Origin of the sequence: Oerskovia sp. NPDC056781 (assembly GCF_042789955.1) — a bacterium.
GTDB classification, from domain to species: domain Bacteria; phylum Actinomycetota; class Actinomycetes; order Actinomycetales; family Cellulomonadaceae; genus Oerskovia; species Oerskovia rustica.
Genome location: NZ_JBHUAD010000024.1, coordinates 1 through 17,973, shown reverse-complemented (window position 1 = coordinate 17,973; position 17,973 = coordinate 1). Strand labels below are relative to the sequence as shown.

Sequence of the window (17,973 nt, the reverse complement as noted above, 5' to 3'; positions counted from 1 at the left end):
CCGGCGTTCGCGGTCCGCGAAGCGCCCGTGCCTGAGTAGCGGTCCAGCGCTAGCATCCGGTCAGGAGTCTGGAAGCAGGCCCTGAGCCTCCCTGCCCCTTAGGAGCTGAGATGACGACCTCGTACGACCTGGATCGCCCTCTTGACGCAGACCTCATGGAGGTCCTCCTCGCCGGGACGCCCCAACCCGTGGGTCAGTTCGTCCTGACCGTCCGGACGGGAACCTGGTGGTGGTCGGACGGGCTCTACGAGATGCACGGCTTCACGCCGGGCGAGGTGGTGCCGACCACCGCCCTGATGCTCGCCCACAAGCATCCCGACGATCGCGCCCGCGTCGAGGCGGTCCTCGCGAACGCCTGCTCGTCGGGTGAGCCGTTCGCGTGCGTGCACCGCATCGTCGACGCGCACGGCCACACCCGGACCCTCGGGGTCGTCGGCCGGGCTCGCAAGGAGCCCGGGTCGGACGAGGTCACGCAGGTCTCCGGGTACTTCGTCGACCTCACGATCACGCAGCGCGAGCTGTCCCAGCGCGAGGCGACGGCGGCCATCAAGTCCTCCGCACAGAGCAGGGCCGTGATCGAGCAGGCCAAGGGCGCGGTCATGACGGTGTACGGCATGACCGAGAACGAGGCCTTCGACCTCTTGCGCCACCACTCGAACGTCACCAACGAGTCGATCCGGCACCTCGCCCGCCGCCTCATGGAGACCCTTGCCGAGGGGGCCGGCATCGCCGCGCCCACGGCCGACGACCTCGACCTGTTCTTCGAGACGGCTCCGGGGCCTCGGCAGGCGGCAGGCGAGCCGCCGGTGAGCACGCACGGTCAGGGCATCCATCCGGTCCTGTCCTGACGCGGCGTCCTCACGTCGCACCCGGCACCGGCGGCGTGCGAGGGACCTGGAGCACGCCTAGTCTGCGGGAACCCCCGTAGACCACAGGAGCACTCGTGACCGATCCGAGCACCACCGTCCTCGAGCACCTCGCCGTCGTCCTCGACCCCTCACGCCGGGACGACGAGCGCACCCGGCGCCTGGCGACGACCGTCGCGCACGTACCGGCGATGAGCGGGGACGTCACGAGAGCGCTGGCCTGGGCCGCCGAGGTCGGCAGGTCCACGTCTGCCCCGGGTGCCGGCCAGACGCTCGAGCTGTGGGAGCTGCTCGCCTCGACCGCTGCGGCCGACGTCGGTGTCGCTCGGGTGCTCGAGCCGCACCTCGATGCGCTCGCGATCCTGGCGCACGTCCCGGACGAGGTGGACCTGCGCTCGATCGGCGCCGACCAGACCAGCACCTGGGGCGTCTTCGCGGCAGAAGGTCCCGGCGTACGCCTGGAGGCTCAGGAGGGCGGGGACGGCTGGCGCCTCACGGGGGTCAAGCCGTGGTGCTCGCTCGCCGCGACGCTCTCGCACGCCCTGGTGACCGCGTGGACCGTGGACGGTCGGCGGTTGTTCGCCGTCGACCTGCGCGCTCCCGGCGTCCGCCCCGACGACGGCCCGTGGGTCGCCCGCGGGTTCCCGGAGATCGTCAGCGCTCCCGTGCGTCTCGACGGCGCAGCAGCCGTCCCGGTCGGGGGTCCCGGGTGGTACCTCGACCGCCCTGGTTTCGCCTGGGGGGGCATCGGTGTCGCAGCCTGCTGGTGGGGCGGCGCGGTGGGTCTCGCGCGTGAGCTGTATGCGGCGACCGCGCGTCGTGAGCCCGACCAGCTCACGCTCGCGCACCTGGGTGCGGTCGACGTCGCGCTGACCAGCGCACGGACGACGCTCGTCGAGGCGAGCCGGGTCGTGGACGGCAGCACGGACGCCGAGGTCGCCCCCGGGGTGCTCGCCCGGCGGGTGCGCGGCGCCGTCGCGCGCACGGTCGAGGAGACCGTGCAGCGGTGCTCGCACGCCCTGGGGCCGGGTCCGATGACCGCCGACGAGGCCTACGCGCGCCGTCTGGCCGACCTGCAGCTCTACGTACGCCAGCACCACGCCGAGCGCGACGACGCCTCCTTGGGCCGTGACCTCGTGGCCCGCGGGACCGCGCCGTGGTGACCTTCGACCATCGAGACCCGGGCACCACCGAGGACGCCTGGAGAGCCGACGGCTTCTTCGACCGGATGCCTCCCCTGGACCTTCCCGACGACGTGCCCCACCTCGTCGTGCTCGCCGCACACCCCGACGACGAGTCGCTGGGCGCCGGCGGCCTCCTGGCACGGCTCACCCGCCGGGGCACGCCGGTCACGGTCGTCGTCGCGACGGACGGCGAGGCGTCGCACCCCGACTCCCCCACGCTCTCCTCTGCTCGGCTCGCGGGCCTGAGACGTCGCGAGCTCGTGGACGCGGTCGACGTCGCCGCTCCCGGTGCTGCCGTGGTCTTCCTGGGGCTGCCGGACGGAGGCCTGCGGGAGCACCGCGCCAGCCTTCACCGTCGGCTGCTCGGTGTCCTCGGCGCCTTGGCGGAGGACGAGCCCGGACACGGAGAGCGCGCCCCGGTGATGCTGTGCGCTCCGTGGCGCGGCGACGGCCACCGCGACCACCGCATCGCCGGCGAGGTCGCAGCCGCGGTCGCCGGCGAGCAGGGCGCACGGCTCCTGGAGTACCCGATCTGGTGGTGGCACTGGGGCAACCCGGACGACCGGACCGCCACCAAGGACATGCGGGCGCTCACGCTCACGCCGCAGGAGCGAGCAGCCAAGGGGCTCGCGCTGGCCGCGCACCGGTCGCAGGTCGAGCCGCTGTCCCCGGACCCTCGGGACGTGGCGACGGTCGGGCCGGAGATGCTGCGGCACGCCGAGCGCGACGTGGAGGTCTTCATCGAGGCCCCACGCCCGGCGCCCGCCCCGCCCGCACCGTCCCCGACGACGGAGTCCGGATCGGGGTCGGGGCGTGGACCAGGGCCCGGATCGGTGTCCTCGAAGAGCCTGCCTGCCGGCTTCTTCGATGCGTTCTACCGCGGCCGCTCCGACCCGTGGGGCTTCGAGACGCGCTGGTACGAGCAACGCAAGCGCGCCGTGACGCTCGCGTCGCTGCCGCGTGCACGCTTTCGGGCCGGCCTGGAGATCGGTTGCTCGACCGGTGTCCTGACCGCGGATCTCGCCACCCGCTGCGACCGTCTCGTGGGGGTCGACGTCGCCGCGGCCGCGCTCGCAGCGGCCCACGAGCGCCTCGGCGACGAGGTCGTGCTCCTGCGTCTCCAGACGCCTGCCGAGTGGCCCGACGGGCTCTTCGACCTCGTGGTGCTCTCCGAGGTCGGGTACTACTACGGCGCGAGCGACCTGGAGACCGCGATCTCCCGTGCGGTCGGGTCCCTCGCCGCGGACGGCGTCCTGGTCGCGTGCCACTGGCGGCACCCGGTACCCGAGTACCCGCTGCGTGGCGACGACGTCCATGCAGCCCTCGCTGCGCGGGCCGAGCTCGTGCGCCTCGTGCATCACCTCGAGGAGGACTTCGTCCTGGAGGTCTTCGTCCGACCGCCGGGACGCTCGGTCGCCGCGGAGGCGGGGCTGGCATGAGCGCACCGGACCGCGTGACGCGACTGGCCGTCGTCGTGCCGGTGAACGACGAGGAGGAGCTCCTGCCCCGCTGCCTGGCCGCGCTCGAGGTGGCCGTCGCGCGGACGCGGGACGAGCGACCGGCCGTGCGGGTCGAGGTCGTGCTCGTCCTCGACGACTGCACCGACGGGTCGGTCTCGCTCGCACGATCGTCTCCGTTCACCGTGGTCGAGACCGGATACCGGCGGGTCGGGGCAGCACGCGCCGCCGGGGTCGAGGCGGCGACAGGGCGGATCGGCAGGGGCCGACCGGCACGGCTGTGGATCGCGAGCACCGACGCCGACTCGGCGGTGCCCCCGCACTGGCTCACGCACCAGGTCACGCTCGCGGAGGCAGGGGCCGACCTGGTGATCGGCACCGTGCGTCCCGACTTCGACGACCTCTCCCCCGCGCAGCAGGCCGCCTGGGTGGCGACGCATCCCGTCGGGCACGCGAACGGGCACGTGCACGGGGCGAACCTGGGGATCCGCGGCGACCTCTACCTGGCCGTCGGCGGCTTCCCGAGGGTCGCCGAGCACGAGGACGTCGACCTCGTGGCCCGTGCCCGGGGCGCTGGCGCGCGCGTCGTGGTCTCCGACGAGGGCCAGGTCCTCACCTCGGGTCGCACGACGGGCCGCACCCCCGGCGGGTACGCGCGGCACCTGCGCGAGGACCTCGTCCGGCCGGTGAGAGCCGGCTGAGACCTTCCGCAGGTGCACCGGAAGGTCTCGTCACCGTGGGTCGGCGCCTGTACCTCGGCCTTGCTCGGTGAGACCGACGTGGTGCCCCACCGTGCGCCCCTCCCGGCCCACTGGCATCTGGGGCGCACGGTCGATCACCCGTCCCCGCGGGTCGGTGCAGCCGTCCGCCGGCGGACGAGCCGCGTGACCAGGTAGAGCACGACCCCCACCAGGACGAGAGCCCCCGCGCGGAGCCAGGTCTGCCCGGCCTGCTGCGTCAGGAGCAGGACGCAGCTTGCGGTCCCGAGCACGGGCACGATCGTCGCGACGCGGAAGTGGTCCTCCTTCACGGTGTCCCGGCGCAGGACCAGGACCGCGACGTTGGTGCTGATGAACACCACGAGGAGCAGGAGCACCACGGTCTCCGCGAGCGCACCCAGGTCTCCCGTGAAGACGAGCCCCATCGCGACGACGGTCGTCGCGATGATCGCGACCCACGGGGTCCGGCGGCCGGGGAGCACCCGGGCCAGCCCCGCGGGCAGCAGTCCCTGTCGCGCCATGCCGTAGGTGAGGCGGCTCGCCATGATCATGGTGAGCAGGGCGCCGTTCGCGACCGCGACGAGAGCCACCACGGCGAAGACCCGCTCCGGTACGACGTCGGCGACCCTGACGACCTCGAGCAGCGGCCCGGTCGAGCTCGCCAGCTGCTCGGGGGGCGCCACCGCGACGGCGGCCACACCGACGGCCACGTACACGACGCCTGCGGTGATCAGTGCGCCGAAGAGCGCACGGGGGTAGACCCGCCGGACGTCCTTGACCTCCTCGGCCAGGTTGGCCGAGGTCTCGAAGCCGACGAACGAGTAGTACGCGATGAGCGAGGCCGAGAGGACTGCGAGCGCCGGGGTGGTGCCCTGGGTGAACTCGAGGGCCCTGCCCGGCGACGCGTCGCCCCGCGTGAGGACGACGGCAGCGAGCACCACGATCAGGACGAGCCCGGAGAGCTCGATCGCGGTCATCGCCACGTTCGCACGCAAGGACTCCTGGATCCCGCGCGCGTTGAGCGCCGCGACGAGGAGCAGGAAGACGAGCGCGACCGGCACGACGGGGAGGTCCACGAACGAGCCGAAGTAGTCGCCGGCGAAGGCGAGGGACAGCCCCGCAGCGCTCGTGACTCCCGCGGCGAGCATGCAGAACCCCACGAGGAACGACACGATCGGTACCTTGAAGGCGCGTTCGGCGAACACCGCGGCTCCCCCGGCGGCCGGGTACTTCGTGACGAGCTCGGCGTACGAGCCCGCGGTCAGCAGGGACAGTCCGAGCGCGACGAGCAGGGGCAGCCAGACGGCGCCACCCACCTTCCCGGCCATCTCACCGACCAGGGCGTAGACCCCCGCGCCGAGCACGTCACCCAGGATGAAGACGTAGAGCAGGCGTCCCCCGACCGAGCGGTTCAGGGGCGTGGGCGGGGACGCTGTGGTCGTGGCAGACATCTGGGCAGGCTCGCACGGGAGTGCGCAACTCGCGACCTCCCGCGCTCCCCGCTGCTGTGCGGGACTCCGTGGGGGTCGCTACGTTTGCTCGATGACCACCGGTGAGATCGAGCGACGCTCCACGGTGTCCACCGCCGTGGGAGACGTCGTGCGTGTCCTGGCGGGGATCGCGATCCCGGTGGGCACCCTTGCCTACGGGCTCGTGGCGACCGCCCTGCTCTCCCTCGTCCTGCTGGGGGCGGTGATCCCCCGGGCCGTCGGTCTCAAGGGGCCCCTCGATCCGCTCGTCGGCCTCGTCCTGAGCGCCGCCGCCTGGATCGCGCTGCTCGATCTCTACGCCCAGCTCTCCTGGCTCGACCTCGCCGTGCACCTGGTGGCGACCGCCGTGCTCACGGTCCTGGCGTACGCGGTCCTCGTCTTCCTGGGGGCGCTTCCCTCGCCCGGCCCCCTGCTCGACGGCCTGGGCGGCCGAGCCGCCCGCTCCGTCCTGGACGGCCTCTCGCGCCCTCGGCTCGGCGCCGTCGTCACGGCGACGGCGCTCGGGGTCCTGCTCGCCCTGCTGTGGGAGGTCGGCGAGTGGGCGGGCACCACGTTCGTGGACCCTGCGATCGCCGTGGGCTACCTCGACACGCTGGGCGACCTCGTGGCTGGTGGGATCGGGGCCCTCGCCGCCGGTGTCCTCCTGGTGCGCGGGGCATGAGCGCCACGTCCCGGGTCGACGCGTTGCCGTTGACCGTCGTCATCCCCGTGAAGGACGACGCACGGCACCTGGAGCGTTGCCTCGAGGCCATCGCCCGGCAGACCCGGTCACCCCACGAGGTGGTGGTGGTCGACAACGCCTCGACGGACGACAGCGCCGACGTGGCACGGCGGGCGGGCGCCCGGCTGGTCGTCGAGCCCTCACCCGGCATCCCGGCGGCCGCCTCGACGGGCTACGACGCCGTGGCGTCCGGTGTCATCGTGCGCTGCGACGCGGACACGGTGCCCCCGCCGGACTGGCTGGAGCGCGTGCACGAGGCCTTCGCGGCGGACCCTGGTCTGACCGCACTCACCGGCTCCGGGCGGTTCTACGACCTACCTGGCCTCCGCGCCCGCCTCGCGCAGCTCTTCTACATGCGCTGCTACTACTGGGGGACGCATGCCGCGTCGGGCAACGTGCCCCTGTGGGGGTCCAACATGGCGATCCGTGTCGACGCGTGGCGCGAGGTCAGGCATCTCGTGCACCGGGACGACCCGCACGTCCACGACGACACCGACCTGAGCCTCCAGCTCGGGAGCGAGGCTCGTGTGCGCTACGACGGTCGGCTGGTCGTCGGGGTCTCGGGGCGCACGTTCGAGTCCCGGCAGGCTCTGGCCCGACGGTTCCGCTGGGCCTGGCACACTCTCGCCGTGAACTGGGCGGTCAGCCCGCCGTGGGAGCGATGGGCGGCACGGATCACCGTGCGGCGGCGCGCCGGGCGCGACCGGACGTCCCCCACGGCACCGTGAGCCGGGCGGCTACCCTCCCCCGTCGGGCAACGGACGCCGGAACACCCTGGCGTGCAGGAGCTCGAGCAGGTCGGAGAGCACCCGGACCTGCTCGTCCGCCTGGGCGACCAGGCCGTCGAGGTCCATGCCCTGCTCAGGGGTGAGCCCCAGGCCCGTGCGCTGGGCCAGGAGGGTCTGCCAGCCGCTCCTCTTCCCGGTGACCGCACCCCGGAGCAGCTCGACCTCGAGCAGTGCGCTCAGCGGCGAGGTCCTGCTCACGTGACCGTTGAGCTTGAGGCGGCCGATCCGTTCGGCGAGGGCCGCACCGACGACCTTGTACGTCCGGACGGGGAGGTCGAGCCGGTGAACGCACCGGATCAGCCATGCTCGCTCGTCCTCGAGCTGGCTGACGAGCGGAGCGATCGCCGTGCCCACCACGGTGCCGTCGTACACCTTCGCCATGCGCCGGACCCGCTGCACCCCCACGGTCGCCCCGGCCACGTGGTCGTTGAGATAGATCGCGAGCAGTCGGGTGTCGACCGGCGTGGTCATCGCGAGCCCGTGTCGTCCGTGGCGTCCGCAGCGGACGCCGTGCGCACCGTGGGGTCCAGGACGACCTTGATGCACCCGTCCTCCTTCTTCTGGAAGAGGTCGTAGCCGCGCGGTGCGTCCTCGAGCGACAGCCGATGGGTCCGCAGGTCGAGGACGCCCAGGGGGTCGGCGGGGTCGGAGACGTGGGGCAGCAGATCGTCGATCCACCGGCGGACGTTCGCCTGGCCCATGCGCAGCGTGACCTGCCGGTCGAAGAGGTCCATCATCGGCAGGGGGTCCTTGGCACCGCCGTAGACGCCGGAGATCGACAGGCTGCCGCCACGGCGGACGAGCGAGATCGCGGTGAGGAGCGCGGCCAGGCGGTCGACGCCCACCTTCTCGTTGATCGCACCGGCGACGGTGTCCGGCAGGACTCCCGCCGCCTTCTGGAACAGGGAGGCCCCCGGAGACCCGTGAGCCTCCATCCCGACGGCGTCGACCACCCCGTCGGCGCCCCGCCCCTGGGTCAGGTCACGGACCGCGCCCACGACGTCGTCGACCACCGCCAGGTCGACGACCTCGATGCCGTGCCGCCGGGCCATCTCCAGGCGCTCGGGCACGAGGTCGAGCCCGACGACCTGCCCGGCCCCGCGATGCCGCGCGACCCGCGCAGCCATCTGACCGATCGGTCCGAGCCCGACCACGGCGACCGTCCCGCCGGGCGGCACCGCCGCGTACTCGACGGCCTGCCACGCGGTCGGCAGCACGTCCGACAGGTAGAGGTACCGCTCGTCCGGGCCGTCGTCGGGCACCACGACGGGGCCGTAGTGCGCCTGCGGTACCCGGAGGTACTCCGCCTGCCCACCCGGGACCTGGCCGTACAGCTTGGTGTACCCGAAGAGCGCCGCACCCTTGTCCTGCGAGCGGACCTGGGTCGTCTCGCACTGCGACTGCAGTCCGTGGGTGCACATCCAGCACGTCCCGCACGCGATGCCGAAGGGCACGACGACGCGGTCGCCGACCTTGAGCCGGGTCGCGTTCGCACCGACCTCCTCGACGACGCCCATGGTCTCGTGGCCGAGCACGTCGCCCGGGTCCAGGTACATGCCCAGCACCGAGTACAGGTGCAGGTCGGAGCCGCAGATCGCGGTCGACGTGACCCGGACGACCGCGTCGGTGGGCTCCTCGATCCTCGGGTCGGGTACGTCCTCGACCGAGACCTTCTCCCGGCCCTGCCACGTCAGTGCTCGCATGTGCGTCGTCCTCTCGTGCGTCGTCCTGTCGGATGGTCGTGCCACGTCCCGGCCGGGAGGTCCCGGCCGCAACGTTCAGTCCCGCACCGTCGGGGAACCGGCGGACTCCTCCTTCGTCTCCTGCTGCGCGGCCCTGCGTATCTCGGCGCCTCGCTCGACGTCCTCCTGGAGCTTCTGCGCCCGCTTCTCGCTCGCGCGCGTGTCGCGGGGCGGGAGCTGGAGAGACTGCTCGGCCGCGATCCCGCCCTCCAGCTCGCGGGCGCGCTCGAGCTCCGCATCGAGCTCCGCACCGAACAGCAGGGCGAGGTTGGTGATCCACAGCCACAGCAGGAAGACGATCACTCCTCCCAGCGCGCCGTAGGTCGAGTCGTACGAGGCGAAGGTCGCGACGTAGAAGCCGAAGCCGACCGAGGCGAGGATCCAGACGAGGATCGCGACGATCGCGCCCACGCTCAGCCAACGGAACCGGGGCTGACGGACGTTGGGCGTCGTGTGGTAGAGCACGGCCACGATGAGGATCACCAGCAGCAGCACCACAGGCCACTTGGCGACGTTCCACGTCGTCACCGCCGCCGCCCCCAGCCCGATCGCGTCCCCGATCGCCCGGGCGACCGGTCCGGACACCACCAGCGCAACCACGACGAGCGCGGCCATGAGCACCACGGCGGCGGTCACCACGAGCATCACGGGCCGGAGCTTCCAAACGGGGCGCCCCTCCTCGACCTCGTAGATGCGGTTCATGGACCGTCCGAACGCGCCCACGTATCCGGACGCGGACCAGAGCGCGACGACGACTCCCACGACCAGCGCCAGGCCCGCTCGGTCGCTGCCGCCCACGACCTGCTCGACCAACGGGGTGAGCGTCGCCATCGCGTCGGCGGGGACGACCGACGACGCGACGTCCAGCACCTGGTCCACGATCTTCTGGCTGTCCCCGACCAAGCCGATCAGCGAGACGACGGCCAGGAGCGCGGGCGCCGAGGCGAGCACGGCGTAGTACGTCAGGGCCGCCGCGAGGTCGAGGCACTGGTCGCGCGAGAACTGACGCATGGTCGTCCGGGCGACGTGCTTCCACGAACGCACCGGCAGATCCGTGGGCGAGTCCGGCTTGCGCGGGTCGTCGGGGGCGGGCTCCGGGCGCGGCCGGCGAGCGTCTGAGTCGTTCATGCAGATCCTCCTCGTGGGCGACGCGACCGTGCCGAACCCACGATGACGACAGGCGGAGGAGCAGGCCTCCGGCGCGTTGGTCCCGGGAAACCGAGTCGAGCGGTGCGGTGCACCTGGCTCCCGGTCGGCCACTTCCTGACCACCTTCGAACCTAGGCGACCTGGCCCGACTCGCCACCCGGGCGACAAGCTCGCCGGGCACGCCCCTGTCCGCAGCGCGCACCGGCGGCTCGGCTAGGCGCCCCGGCGCCGCACCGCCACCAGGACCGTCGTCCCGAGCACGAGCAGGATCACGGCCAGGGCCCCGGCACGCGCGAGGTCGGCGCCGGTCCCGGGCAGGCCCGGTGACGCGCCGTCACAGCCGGCGGCGACCGCCACCTCGGCGGGTGAGAGCGCGGTCGTCAGCGCTGTGTGGACCGCCGTCCCGCCGCCCATGCCGCCGCTCGTCGGCGACCACGTGTTGACGACCTCGACGGGCTCGCAGACGTCCGGCCCCACGGGGAGGTCGAACTCGACCGACTCCGGGACGGCCGTGGACGGGTCCGTGAGCGTGCTCTCGCTGTCGACGACGACCTGCACGGTGTCCGCGCTGCCCGCGTCCGTCTCGGCGACGACGCAGGTGGCGCCCTGCGGGAGGTCCTCGTACACCGCGACCCAGTCGTCGGACGCGGAGAGCGTGCGGATGGGGCCGCCCGGGATCGCGACGTCGACGAGGTCGCCGTCGACGTCCCGCGTGCACGCGAGAGAGACGGTGAAGACGTCCCCGCGGTGCTCGGCGGCGTCGGCACCGGACAGCGTCTTGACGACGCGGACCTCACCGACGTCGAACGTGTTCGTCACGGTGACGGTGCCTGCTTCTCCTGCCGGGACGACGACTGCTCCCGGTTCGCCCTCCCCGACGGCGGAGACCGTCGTGGTGGTCGCGCCGCCCGTCGCCGTCTCGGTGACCTCGCACTGCGCGCCGACGGGCAGGCCGTCGTACGTCACGGGGTCTCCGGCCACGAGCTCGCGCACGGCCCCGCCGGGGATCTCGATCGCCTGGCCGTCGAAGGTGCACGCGAGCGACACCTCGAACGGTCCGGCGCCGTACAGCGCGGCCCCGTCGCCGTCGACGACCTTGTCGACCACGAGCGACCCGAGGTCGAACGTGTTCGTCGCGACGACGCCCACCGTGGTGGGCGCCCCCTCGGCGTCGACGGGCGTCACGACGACGTCGGCCGACGGGCCGTCGGTCTCGACGGGATCGCCGCCGTCGACCGTGACGGTCATGGTCGACGCCGACGCCCCGCCGTCCTCGGACTCGGCGACCGTGCAGGCCGCGCCGACGGGCAGGTCGTCGTAGACGACGGGCGTCCCCGGCACGAGCGTGCGCGTGGATCCCCCGGGCACGGGCAGCGGCTCGCCGTCGACCGTGCACGTGAGCGTCACGGTGAACGGACCTGCGCCGTAGAGGTCGGCCCCCTCGCCGTCGACGACCTTGTCCACGGCGACCGCGCCGACGTCGAACGTGTTGGTCGCCGTGACCGTCACGGTGGTTCCTGCGGCCACGGTCACGGGGCTGGGCGCGATCGACACCGACGTCGCGCCGCCGTCGTCGGGCTCGGTCACGTCGCAGACCGCGCCCGCGGGCAGGTCGGCGATCTGCGCCTCGAGCGGCGCCCCCGCGCCGAGCACGACCGCGTCGTCGTAGACGACGCGCGGCCCGCCCGGTCCTGTGCCGTCGTCGTCGAACGTGCAGCGCACCTCGAGGGTGAACGGCCCTGCGCCGTACGTCGGAGCGCCTTGGCCCTCGACGACCTTGAGGAGGTCGAGGCCCCCGACGTCGTAGGTGTTGGTGAGCACGACGTCGTTCGTGCTCTCGCCCTCGTCGGTGTCGGCGCCCAGCGTGAGCGTCGTGGACCCCCCAGGGGTGGTCACAGCAGGGCTCGACTGCTGGGTCACCGTGATCGTGACGGACGAGGCGTTGCCCGTCCCGGTCTCCTCGACCGTGCAGACGGCCCCCACGGGCAGCCCGTCGAGCTCGACCGTCTGGTCGTCCTCGATCTCGATCACCATCGGGTCGTCGGGACCGTAGCCTCTCGCCCAGACCGGCTCGCCGAGGAACGTGCAGTCGACCGTGACCTCGAACGGGCCGAAGGGGACCTCCTGCCCGTCCTGGTCGACGGCGTCCGTCACGACGTCCTTGGACACCTCGATGCTCGCCAGGTCGTAGCGGTTGACCGCCGTGAGCGTGTTCACGGTCGGTGTCTCACCGATCGTCACGGTCCCGACGATCAGCTCGGTCTGACCGTTCGAGCCGTCCTCCGTGAGGGTGCACACGGCACCGAACGGCAGGTTGGGCACCGTGACCGGGGTGTCGCGGGTCACGGTGATCGGTATCGGGTCCAGCACGGTCTCCACAGGGGTCCCGGGGGCCGAGGTGCACCGGACGAAGAGGTCGAACGTGTCAGGGGCGTTGACGGCCCCTGCTCCGGCGACCCGCTTGACCACCTCGAGGGAACCCGTCGCGGTCGCGACCCCCACCTTGGTGCCCTCGGTCGGCAGGAGGTTCAGGTCGCCCTGCGGGGAGACCACGACGGCCGACGCCGCGGCCGAGTTCCAGGCGATCGACCGGTCACCGGCGTCCGGCGGGACGGCCGGTGTCAGCGTCGTGCCCTCGATCGCGATGTACTCCCCCGGCTGGAACTCGTCGTCCGCAGGGAACTGGACGACGAACTTCAGCGCCCTGACCGTCGCGAGCAGCGCGGCGTCCTCGGAGCCGTCGAGCTGCACCCAGCCCGTCACGGGGTCGTCGGTGGGGCAGACCGGTTCGGCCATCGGGTCGGTGAGGTCGTCCATGCAGTAGTCGTCCGACGTCGTGTAGTAGACCGAGCCCACGCTCCCTTCAGGGGCGTTGACGAGCTCGGGGGGTGGGTCGATCGTCAGGATCGGGGTCCACTGCGACCCGCGCGCGGACGAGGACGAGGATCCCGTGTCCCCGACCGCCGGCAGGCGGTCGTACACCACGACCTTGTCCATCGGCAGGTTCCCGACGTTGTCGATGCGTATGTGCCATGTCTGGGCGTGCCCCGGCGCGATGACCGGGGTGCACGGGTAGGCGTAGAGGCCCGTCGGGAAGGGCGTGCACACGACGGGAGGGCCGGTGTAGGCCGGGTCCACGATGACGTCCAGCGCGTCGTCGTTCGTCGCCCGCACGAGCTTGGACTGCGCGAGGACCCCCGCCGGGACCGGTGTGACGTCGGCGTCCGCCTCGCACGCGCCCGTCTGCGGGTCGAGCCTCGTCTGGCACTCGTCCCACGGGCGGTCGGCCGTGGCACCCGCGGTGTTCTCCACGAGGGTCAGCGGCGCCAGCCCCACCCGGAACCGAACCATGACCGTGATGGTGTACGTCTGCCCGACGCCGAGCACCGTCCCGTCGGGAAAGCCGAACCGGAGCCCGAGGAGGTCCCCGGTCTGGGTGACCGTCACGTCGGCCGGGTCGACGGGGAGCGGGTCGCCCTCGGCGGGGGCCAACGGTGGCCCCGTGAGCAGGTACGAGAACGGGTCGGCAGTGGCCGCCAGCCGGAGCTGTGCCCCCTGGGCGTCCGACGGCATCGGGGAGTCCTCGACCACGAGCTCGCCGATCGCACGGTTGCCGGTGTTGGTCACGGCGATGGTCATCGGGAACGTCGCGTCGGGCGCCTGCGTACCCCCGGAGACGACGCGGTCGAACGTCTTGACCACCTGCACCCCGTTGGTCGCGTGGGCGTAGACGAGCTCCGCCGTCTCGTCGTCGGTCGCGGACACCGGGACCGGGTTGCCGGACTCCGGGTCGACGACGAGGTCGGCCCCCGTGACGGTGCCGTCGACGGTGTTGCTCGCGACGCCCGGCGCCGTCTCGCCGGGGGCCGGCGCGTTGGCTTCGAGGTCCGTCAGGACCGGCCCACCGGTCCGCATCGCCTCCCGCCGTTCGACCGAGATCGGGACGGTCTGCGTCGGGGTCGCGGGGTTCTCCCAGATCGACCCGTCGGTCCTGCTGAACGTGAACCGCAGGCCCTGCACCTCGGCCGGGGACACACCGTCCGGCAGCGCGAACGTCGCCGACTCGTCGCCCAGGACCCACGAGCCGCCGTTCACCACGACGCCACTGGGTCCGGTCACGAACTCGCCCCCGGTGAAGGCGTCGACCCGCACCTGCTGGACGGGCGCGGTGAGCGCGGCGCCCGCGAACGCGTCGAAGTCGTACTGGTTCCAGAACCGGGGGTCGTCGTCGACGAGCACCATCTCCACCGCGCGCGACGGTCCGAGAGGCTGTCCGCTGAGCGTCATCGTCACGGGGCCCGTGCCCGGCTCGACGATCTGCGTCGGGTCGAACGTCTTGCCGACGTCGAGCGCGATCCCCGCGTCCTGCAGGACCATGCTCGCGTCGTCGTGGGCGAGCCGGACGTCCTGGTCCGTGCCGCCCGGGTCGGCGATCGTCGCGACCGCCCCGTTCGGCACCGGGCTGTACCCGGCGACCGTGACGGGTGCCAGGGTGTACCTGTCGATCTCGCGCAGCTGGAGCGTGAGGTCCATGCTGCCGGACGCTCCGGGCGCCACGAGGCCGTCGAACGACGTGACGACACCGACGACGTCGGCCAGGTCGCTCGTCGTGAGCGCCTCGGCCTGCGCCTCGCTGAAGCTCGCGGTCGAGCCGCCCAGGTAGGTGAGGGTGACCGTCGTTGTCTGTGTCCCGTCGGGCGGGTCCAGGGTGATCGCGCGCAGCGTGAACGCGTCGAACGGCTTGGTCCCGGGCGCAGTCTGCACGTCCCCCGAGGTCGCGACCCCCGGCTCGACCAGGCGGAGCTGGCTCACCTTCGCGGCCGACGCGTTGGTCCCCGTGACGATCACGTCGGTCGTCGGGTAGAACTGCGCCGGGGTGTCCGACGGCGGGACCGAGACGGGACCGCCGGTCCAGTCCTTGTCGACGGTCACGTTGAGCGGCTGGTCGATGATCAGCACGTCGGCTCCGTCGGTGTCCGTGTACTGGTTCGAGTCGAACGTGCCCGTGGCACGCACGGTGTCCAGGACGATCCCGGGGTCCGTCGTGTTGTAGAGCGTGCCGTGGGTCGAGCCCAGCACCGGGGCGCTCGGGTCGGAGCGCTTGACGTCCCGGACCTGGAAGGTCAGGTCGAGGTGACGACCGTCCGCGAGCGTCGAGCGCGCCACGCCGTCACCGGGCTGCGGAGCCGTCGGGTCCCCCGTCGTGGTGCGGTCGGGCGACTCCTCGTAGGTCAGGCGCACCGAGGTCGCCGACGCCTGCTCCTCGGGAGACAGGGTGTACCCCGGGAAGGACCCGACGCACGGGCACGGGTCGCTGCTCGCGGGGACCCACGTGCCGCCGACGAAGAGCTCGACGCCGGTCACCTGGTCGTAGGAGATCAGCGGGTCGGTCGCGGTGTCGATCGCCTCGACCCGCACGAGGTCGAACGCGTCGTAGAACGAGCTCGCGATCGGGGTGCTCTGCGGGTCGGCGATGTCCGAGATCACCAGCGGGTCCACACCCGAGAAGCCGTTGGTCGACCAGGTGATCTGCGCCGTGACCTGGTCGTCCGAGCGGGCGAGGACGCTGGGCGGGGCGCCGCCGAGGAAGTCCTTGGCGACGAAGTCGAGCGCACCGGGACCGTCCACCGGGAAGGGGTCGACCGAGGCGCAGCCCTGCGCGGGGGGCGTCGGGGCCACCGCGCTCGACGACGCGCTCGACGCGGCGCAGTTCTCGATCGGGGTGTCGCGGTCGGCCGGGCCCGTGTACTCGGCCGTGAAGTTGGGCTGGAACTGCGTCCCGGGTGGGAAGCCGTCACCGGTCGAGTCGTAGACGAACTGGACCCCCCCGGCACCTTCGGGGAGGTCGCAGCTCACGGTCGTCGGTCCGGTGTACGGGCCGCAACCCGGTGCGGACACCCAGGCACTCCCGTCCCAGTAGCTGACCGTCAGGGTCGCCCCTGCGGGCACGTCGGTCGTGCGCACCGAGGTCGCGGTGAAGTTCGACCAGAACTCGCCGGGGTTCGACGGGTCGACCGGGTCCTGGACGACGACCTGGTCCGCGTTCGCCGTCGACCCGTCCGGCCCGAACGGCAGGAGCTGGGTCGGGAGCTGCACGATCACGGACTGGCCGGGCACCGCGGGGATGGTCGAGGGCGACATGATCTTGTCGGTGCTGGTCGCCAAGCGGTCGACCAGGGTCACGAGGTCCGCGGGGGCCGTGGCCGGGTCCGCGCTCGGGACGGTGGCCTCGATGGTGTTGGTGTGCGTGACGTCGTCGGTCGTCTGGTCGGGGTCGGTGTCCGCGGTGAACGGGATCGAGGCCGCGGCGCCGGTCGCCAGGTCGCCCGTGAAGACCACGGTGAAGCCGACCACGACGCACGTGCCCGGTGGGTTCGGGAGCGTGTTCGGGGTGGTCGCGTCGATCTCGGCGGTCGAGCCGTCGGCGCACGTGAACGTCACGGTCGCACCGTTCGCGCCCGAGGGCCACTGCACTCCCGTGCCGTCCCCCGTCGGCCCGAAGCCGGTGAAGGTCAAGGGGTCGTCACCCTCGAACGGGTTGTCGGTCCCGGGGGCGGGCTCGGTGATCGTCAAGGAGTCGACGGCGGTCCCGGTGTTGGTGGCCCCGATCGTGACGGTCGTCGGGTCGCCCGCGGACACGGTCGTCGGCGAGAAGCTCTTGGACGCCGTCACGCTGTTGTCCGGCGGGGTGATGACGTACGTGTCGTCCGCCGTCGTGGGCGTGGACTGCCCACCCGTGTGCGTGACGTACGACGACGCGTCGTTGGTGATCGTGGTGGCGCCCGTGAGGTCGTCGACCGCGTCGCTCTGCTGCACCTGCACGGGCACGCTCGCGGTCGCGCCCGGCTGGATGTCGCCGCTGAACGTGTAGCGCACCCCCTGTACCGTCGCGGGGTCGACCGAGTCGTCGAGCGTCTCCCACGAGTCGCCGTCCCAGTACTGCGTGGTCACGGTGTCGGCGTTCGGGGGGAGCACGACCGCGCCCGTCCCCGAGTACTCGAGGTACGTGAACGGGTTGGGGGTCGCCGTGGGGTCGACGGGGTCCTGGAGGACCAGGGTGTCGACCGGGTCGTTCGAGGTGTTCGTCGCACCGATCGTCACGGTCGCGCTCGTCCCCGGGGCCGCGAGCGCCCCCGGCGGGTCGATCGACTTGGTCGTCGTCGAGGCGAGGACGAGCGGGACCTCGGGGGTGATCGCGTCGGAGGCCTGCTGCTGGGTCGCGTTGTCGGCCACGACCGTCGCGGTGTTGGTGATCGGCACACCGTTCGCGCTGTAGGGCAGGTCGGGGTCCACCCGTGCGGTGACGATGATCTGCGCCTGGGCCCCGTTCGACACCTCGGGGTTGGTGTACGTGACCAGCCCGGTCGCGGGGTCGGTCGTGAGGTCGCCGCCGGGAGGACCGCTCTGGACCGACGCGGACACGAGCTCGAGGCCGTCGGGGAGCTGGTCGGTGAGCACCGCGTCGGTACACGGGTCGGCGTTGGGGTCGGAGCAGGAGACGGTGATGATCCACTGGACGGTGTCGCCCGGGGCGTACGGGCCCGCGGAGACCTCTTGCTTGCTGATGCCCCAGTCGGCGGCGGCCGCCGGGATCGCGGGGACGAGGGCCAGCGGGAGCGCCAGCAGGAGGGCTCCGACGGCCGCCCAGGCCCGGCGGGCCCGCACGGACCACTGCTGCCAGGACCTGCCGCTCCGGCGGTGCCTCGATCGCTCGTTCCCCATCCCTGTGCCTCCGTCCGTCCGTCAGGGCGACGGACCTCCTCGTCCGTCGCCCCCGCCGGGTCGCCGTGCCCGGCAGGGCCTTCTGTCGCCCGGGTTCGTCGTCCTGCGGGCTTCGCGGGTCCCGGTCCGCGAAGCC

At 72.6% G+C, this 17,973-nt stretch carries 11 protein-coding genes; 6 read left to right on the top strand and 5 right to left on the bottom strand.

Translation table 11 applies throughout. The annotated features are described in order from the left end of the window. The first annotated feature begins 110 nt into the window (after positions 1 to 110). From ACFRCR_RS03910 to ACFRCR_RS03895, 4 genes are all read left to right on the top strand, one after another. Positions 111 to 848: a PAS and ANTAR domain-containing protein gene (locus tag ACFRCR_RS03910; protein WP_377675687.1), complete on the top strand. Its 738-nt coding sequence runs from the start codon at positions 111 to 113 to the stop codon at positions 846 to 848. A 95-nt stretch (positions 849 to 943) separates the two neighbouring features. Next, positions 944 to 2,029: an acyl-CoA dehydrogenase gene (locus ACFRCR_RS03905; RefSeq protein ID WP_377675685.1), complete on the top strand. Its 1,086-nt coding sequence runs from the start codon at positions 944 to 946 to the stop codon at positions 2,027 to 2,029. Next, positions 2,026 to 3,489, top strand: coding sequence for a PIG-L family deacetylase (locus ACFRCR_RS03900; protein ID WP_377675684.1), 1,464 nt, complete (start codon positions 2,026 to 2,028; stop codon positions 3,487 to 3,489). Before ACFRCR_RS03905 ends, ACFRCR_RS03900 begins: the two co-directional genes overlap by 4 nt. After that, positions 3,486 to 4,208 carry a glycosyltransferase gene (locus ACFRCR_RS03895; RefSeq protein WP_377675682.1) on the top strand — a complete coding sequence of 241 codons (723 nt, stop codon included), beginning with the start codon at positions 3,486 to 3,488 and terminating at the stop codon, positions 4,206 to 4,208. The genes ACFRCR_RS03900 and ACFRCR_RS03895 overlap by 4 nt, the downstream gene beginning before the upstream one ends. Before the next feature lie 134 nt (positions 4,209 to 4,342). Here ACFRCR_RS03895 and ACFRCR_RS03890 read toward each other — a convergent pair whose 3' ends face one another. Continuing rightward, a complete protein-coding gene (locus ACFRCR_RS03890) occupies positions 4,343 to 5,677 on the bottom strand; it encodes an APC family permease (protein WP_377675680.1) in 1,335 nt (444 codons plus the stop codon). Positions 5,678 to 5,768: 91 nt separating this feature from the next. Here ACFRCR_RS03890 and ACFRCR_RS03885 point away from each other — a divergent pair, with 91 nt between their 5' ends. After that, entirely contained in the window at positions 5,769 to 6,377 is a 609-nt protein-coding gene (locus ACFRCR_RS03885; protein WP_377675679.1) for a hypothetical protein, read from the top strand. Next, a complete protein-coding gene (locus ACFRCR_RS03880; protein WP_377675677.1) occupies positions 6,374 to 7,165 on the top strand; it encodes a glycosyltransferase family 2 protein in 792 nt (263 codons plus the stop codon). The genes ACFRCR_RS03885 and ACFRCR_RS03880 overlap by 4 nt, the downstream gene beginning before the upstream one ends. A gap of 9 nt (positions 7,166 to 7,174) precedes the next feature. On the opposite strand, the gene ACFRCR_RS03875 is transcribed toward ACFRCR_RS03880, so the two are convergent. The 4 genes from ACFRCR_RS03875 to ACFRCR_RS03860 form a co-directional block, all read right to left on the bottom strand. Next, complete coding sequence (locus ACFRCR_RS03875) at positions 7,175 to 7,696, bottom strand: hypothetical protein (RefSeq protein WP_377675676.1); 522 nt, start codon at positions 7,694 to 7,696, stop codon at positions 7,175 to 7,177. After that, positions 7,693 to 8,928 (bottom strand): zinc-dependent alcohol dehydrogenase, encoded by a 1,236-nt coding sequence (locus ACFRCR_RS03870; RefSeq protein WP_377675675.1) that lies wholly within the window; start codon positions 8,926 to 8,928, stop codon positions 7,693 to 7,695. The genes ACFRCR_RS03875 and ACFRCR_RS03870 overlap by 4 nt, the downstream gene beginning before the upstream one ends. A 75-nt stretch (positions 8,929 to 9,003) precedes the next feature. After that, positions 9,004 to 10,095, bottom strand: coding sequence for a YihY/virulence factor BrkB family protein (locus ACFRCR_RS03865; RefSeq protein WP_377675674.1), 1,092 nt, complete (start codon positions 10,093 to 10,095; stop codon positions 9,004 to 9,006). A 233-nt stretch (positions 10,096 to 10,328) separates the two neighbouring features. Beyond that, a complete protein-coding gene (locus ACFRCR_RS03860) occupies positions 10,329 to 17,837 on the bottom strand; it encodes a DUF5979 domain-containing protein (RefSeq protein ID WP_377675673.1) in 7,509 nt (2,502 codons plus the stop codon). Positions 17,838 to 17,973: the final 136 nt, after the last annotated feature.